2 protein-coding genes and 1 pseudogene are annotated in these 4648 nt (G+C 64.0%); all 3 read right to left on the bottom strand.

The features are described from left to right. Positions 1-432, bottom strand: a pseudogene (locus tag EN914_RS24915) (GNAT family N-acetyltransferase); the annotation flags it as partial. Beyond that, positions 432-1832 (bottom strand): lipopolysaccharide biosynthesis protein, encoded by a 1401-nt coding sequence (locus tag EN914_RS24910; RefSeq protein ID WP_024503786.1) that lies wholly within the window; start codon positions 1830-1832, stop codon positions 432-434. The pseudogene EN914_RS24915 and the gene EN914_RS24910, both read right to left, overlap by 1 nt. A 504-nt stretch (positions 1833-2336) precedes the next feature. Further along, the coding region (secA, locus tag EN914_RS24905; RefSeq protein ID WP_127389326.1) for a preprotein translocase subunit SecA at positions 2337-4648 on the bottom strand (2312 nt) is incomplete at its 5' end.

The raw sequence follows: 4648 nt of genomic DNA, 5'->3' as shown, positions 1-4648 counted from the left end.
GCGGTCGACCAGCGGCGTGCCGAGCGGACCGAACGGGCTCGACCATGTGCGCATCACCGGCACGCCGAGCGGCACCACCGGCCGTTCCACCGAGAACGGCACCAGAAGGCGCAGCCGGTTGCGGTATTCGTCGCCGTCGCGGATGACCGCCAGCCGCACCTCGCGATCCTCCAGCCGCGGCATGGCGGGCGCAAGGAAACGCGGGTTGAAGAACACGTTGGGCTCGACCGTGCGGGCGCAGAGATAATCCAGCTCCTCGACCAGGTCGAAGCCGGCGGATGCCGGGTAGATGGCGAGCTTGCGCTCGGGCCGGTTGTTGGCGAGAATCTCGATATGGGCGGGGTCGGCGTCACGGGTCAGCCCGGCAAGGCCCGACACCATGGCGCCGGCGGTGCCGCCGCTGGTTTCCTCAAGCAACGGGATGGCAGCCATCACGCGGCTCCTTTCGCAGGCACGAAGATAAGCATGACGATGCCGAGCTTGCGCCACACCGTGAAGGACAGCGCGCCGGCTTCGAAGATCATGGCAAAGGCGGTGGCCATGGCCGCGCCCCACAGGCCGAACATCGGGATCAGCACCACGTTGAGGGCGATGTTGAAGGCCAGCGTCATGGCATAGACGGCGGCGCAGATGTTCTGGTTGCCGCTCATCGTCAGCAGGCTTTCGCAGGGGCCGACGGCGGCGCGCGCCGCGACGCCGAAGACGAGCAGGAACAGCAAGGGATAGCCGCTGCTGAATTCCGGGCCGAACAGCACCAGCATCGGCTCGCCGAGCGCCAGCACCAGCAGCGCCATCAACAGCGAAGGCCAGAACGTCCACGACACCGTCTCGCGGGCAAAGGCGGCGAGCCTTTGCGGGTCGCCATGGGTGAACTGGGCGTAGCGCTGGGCAACGCCGGCCTTGACGGCGAAGTAGACGAAATGCACCAGCGCCAGGGTCTTCACCGTGGCGAAATAGACGGCGACGTCATTGGGGTCCATATAGGCGCCGACCATCAGCACGTCGGCATTGGTCAGCAGGAAGAAGAAGCTCTCGACCAGGAAGATCGGCAGCGAGACGACGAACCATTGCGCGAAATGCACCTTCATCGGCCCGGCCGGGATCTGCCGTTCCATGCGCTGGGTGACACCGATAAGCTGGCCGAGCGTTGTGGCGTAGGTGGCGGCGATCGAGGCGAAGATCGCGGTCTTTGCGTCAGGAGCATAGCCCGCCAGCAGCATCAGCGCCATGAACAGCAGGATCAGCACCGGCCGCACCAGATAGGTCGGCGACAGGGCAAACAGCGCCCAGCTGTTGGCGCGTGCCAGGCCCGACAAAAGGTCGGACATGGCGATCATCGGCAGGCAGATGACGCCGAGGATGAACGGGATCACATAGTAGTTCTCGATCCAGGGTGCCGCCAGCCAGACGCCGAGCGCGCCGAGCCCGGCAATCAGCGTCGAGGCGATCAGCACGAACAGACGGCTGGCCAGCACGATGCCGCGCAACTCGTCCATCAAGCCGCGCTCGCGGTATTCGGGAATGTAGCGGATGACGGAGGTGTGGAAGCCCAGGCAGGCGAGATTGCCGACGATGACCATCGTCACCCAGACGAGGACGAAGATGCCATATTCGAACGAGCCCATCCAGCGTGCCATCAGCACCTGGCTGACGAAGGCGATGACGGCGCTGACGATGCGGACCGAGAAGGCGATGACCGACATGCGGCTGGCCTCGCCGCGCTCGTCGGCGGTGAACAGCACGGCATCGATGCGGCCAAGCAACGGCCCCATGCGCAGCGCCCAACGCTGCGGCAAGAACCGCCCGGCAGTCGTGGCCGCGGAAAAGCGCACCCCGATTTCTCTCCGTTTTCCGCTTCTTTTTCAGGCGTTGGTGTAGCGGAGACACATTAAGAAACGGTTGGGTGAGGAGTTTCCTTCGCCCCGTCCCTATACGGGGAGAACGTGCCGGCAGGCGGATGAGGGGCGGCGCAGGCGTTTGAGGTTGCGCCGCTGTTTCATCATCGCCGAGGCGCGCAGCACGGAGACGTTGCCGATCAGGATAGCACCCGGCTTTATCGCAAGATCGTGCCTCAGATGGTGCCTTGGCTGCCAGAGGAAGAGGCCGCGCAGCTGAAGTTCGAGTTCGAGGCGGCTTAGTCGGCGGGACAGCGCCCCCCTCTGGCCTGCCGGCCATCTCCCCCTCAGGTGGGGAGATTGGCTAATCGCGAACGTCGGCACTCCAGCCCTTCGCTATCGCTCCGGGCGTTCGTCGTTCGAAAAGCCAAGCAATTGGCTTTTCGTCCGTTACGCGGACCACGCCTCACCCCCGTGAACGGGGAGAAGGAAAAGCGCCCCTTACGCAAACGCCCCGTGGCAGTGCTTGTACTTCTTTCCCGATCCGCAGGGGCAGGCTTCGTTGCGGCCGACTTTGCCCCAGGTGGCCTGGTTGTTGGGGTCGCGGTCTTCGGGGGCGACGATTGCGGTTGTCTCCGGGCGGACCAGGAGGGCGGTTTCGCCGCCTTCGAAGTCGTTTTCGCCGGTGGTGCCGTCGATATGGGTGCCGAACATGTCGGGGGCTTCCGGAGGCGGCGCTTCGGCGGCCTGCCGGACCAGTTCGACGCGCATCAGCTGCGCGGTGACGGCCTGGCGCAGATTGCCAAGCATGGCCTGGAAGAGCTCGAACGCCTCGCCCTTGTACTCCTGCAGCGGATCGCGCTGGGCGTAGCCGCGGAAGCCGACGACCGAACGCAGATGGTCGAGATTGACGATGTGCTCGCGCCACAGATGGTCGAGCGTCTGCAGCACCACCGAGCGCTCGACGTAGTTCATCACCTCGGGGCCAAAACGCTCGGCGCGCTCCTTGGCGGCGGCTTCGGCGGCCTGCGCGATGCGCTCGCGGATGTCGTCCTCGGCGATGCCCTCTTCCTTGGCCCAGTCCTCGACCGGCAGGTCGAGGTTCAGGAACTCGGCGATCTCGGCCTTCAGCCCGGCAACGTTCCACTGCTCGGCATAGGCGTTTTCGGGAATGGCCTTGGCGACGATCTCGTCGATGACGCCCTCGCGCATCTCGGCGATCGTTTCGGAGAGGCCTTCGCCGTCCATCAGTTCGATGCGCTGCTCGAACACCACCTTGCGCTGGTCGTTGGAGACGTCGTCATATTTCAACAGGTTCTTGCGGATGTCGAAGTTGCGCGCCTCGACCTTCTTCTGCGCCTTTTCCAGCGCCTTGTTGATCCACGGATGGATGATCGCCTCGTCTTCCTTGAGGCCGAGCTTCTGCAGCATGCCGTCCATGCGCTCGGAGCCGAAGATGCGCATCAGATCGTCCTGTAGCGACAGGAAGAATTTCGAGCGGCCGGGGTCGCCTTGTCTTCCTGAACGACCTCTAAGCTGGTTGTCGATGCGGCGCGATTCGTGGCGTTCGGTGGCCAGCACATAGAGGCCGCCGGCGGCCAGCGCCTTTTCCTTCAGCCGCTCAATGTCGGCAATGATTTCCTTTTCCCGCGCCTCGCGTTCGGGGCCGGCCGGCATGTCGCCCAGCTCTTCCTCGATCCGCATCTCGGCATTGCCGCCGAGCTTGATGTCGGTGCCGCGGCCGGCCATGTTGGTGGCGATGGTGATGGCGCCGGGCTTGCCTGCCTGGGCGACGATCGCCGCCTCGCGCTCGTGATGGCGAGCGTTCAGCACTTCGAAATCGGTAAAACCTTCCTTGCGCAGGCGCTCGGCCAGCTGCTCGGATTTTTCGATGGAGGTGGTGCCGACCAGCGTCGGCTGGCCCTTGGCGCTGGCTTCGCGGATCTCCCTGACGATCGCCTTGTATTTCTCCTCGACCGTCCGGTAGACCTCGTCGTCCTCGTCGATGCGGATCACCGGCAAATTGGTCGGGATCTCGGTGACTTCGAGGCCGTAGATGTTGCCGAATTCCTCTGCCTCGGTCAGCGCCGTGCCGGTCATGCCGGACAGCTTCTTGTAGAGGCGGAAATAGTTCTGGAAGGTGACGGAGGCGAGCGTCTGGTTCTCCGGCTGGATCGCCACATGCTCCTTGGCTTCGAGCGCCTGGTGCAGGCCTTCCGAATAGCGGCGGCCCGGCATCATGCGGCCGGTGAACTCGTCGATGATGACGATCTCGCCGTTGCGGACGATATAGTCCTTGTCCTTCTGGAACAGCCGGTGCGCCTTCAGCGCGTTGTTGACGTGGTGGACGATGGCGACGTTCTCGACGTCGTAGAGCGACTCGCCCTTGAGCAGGCCGGCGTCGCGCAAAAGGTTCTCGAGTTTCTCGGTGCCTTCCTCGGTGAAGATCGAGGTCTTCTGCTTCTCGTCGATCTCATAATCCTGCGGCTGCAGCTGGATGATGAAGGTGTCGATGGTGTTGTACATTTCCGAACGGTCCTCGAGCGGACCGGAAATGATCAACGGCGTGCGTGCCTCGTCGACCAGGATGGAATCGACTTCGTCGACGATCGCGTAATTGTGACCGCGCTGCACCATCTGGGCGCGCTCGTATTTCATGTTGTCGCGCAGATAGTCGAAGCCGAGCTCGTTGTTGGTGGCGTAGGTGACATCGGCGGCGTAGGCGGCGCTGCGCTCCTCGTCGGACAGGCCGTGGACGATGACGCCGACCGAGAGGCCGAGGAATTTGTAGACGCGGCCCATCCATTCGGAGT

This window comes from Mesorhizobium sp. M7A.F.Ca.CA.001.08.2.1, assembly GCF_003998455.1.
GTDB lineage: Bacteria > Pseudomonadota > Alphaproteobacteria > Rhizobiales > Rhizobiaceae > Mesorhizobium > Mesorhizobium ciceri.
The sequence above is the reverse complement of the archived record's forward strand: the minus strand, read 5'-3'. Positions and strand labels throughout refer to the sequence as shown.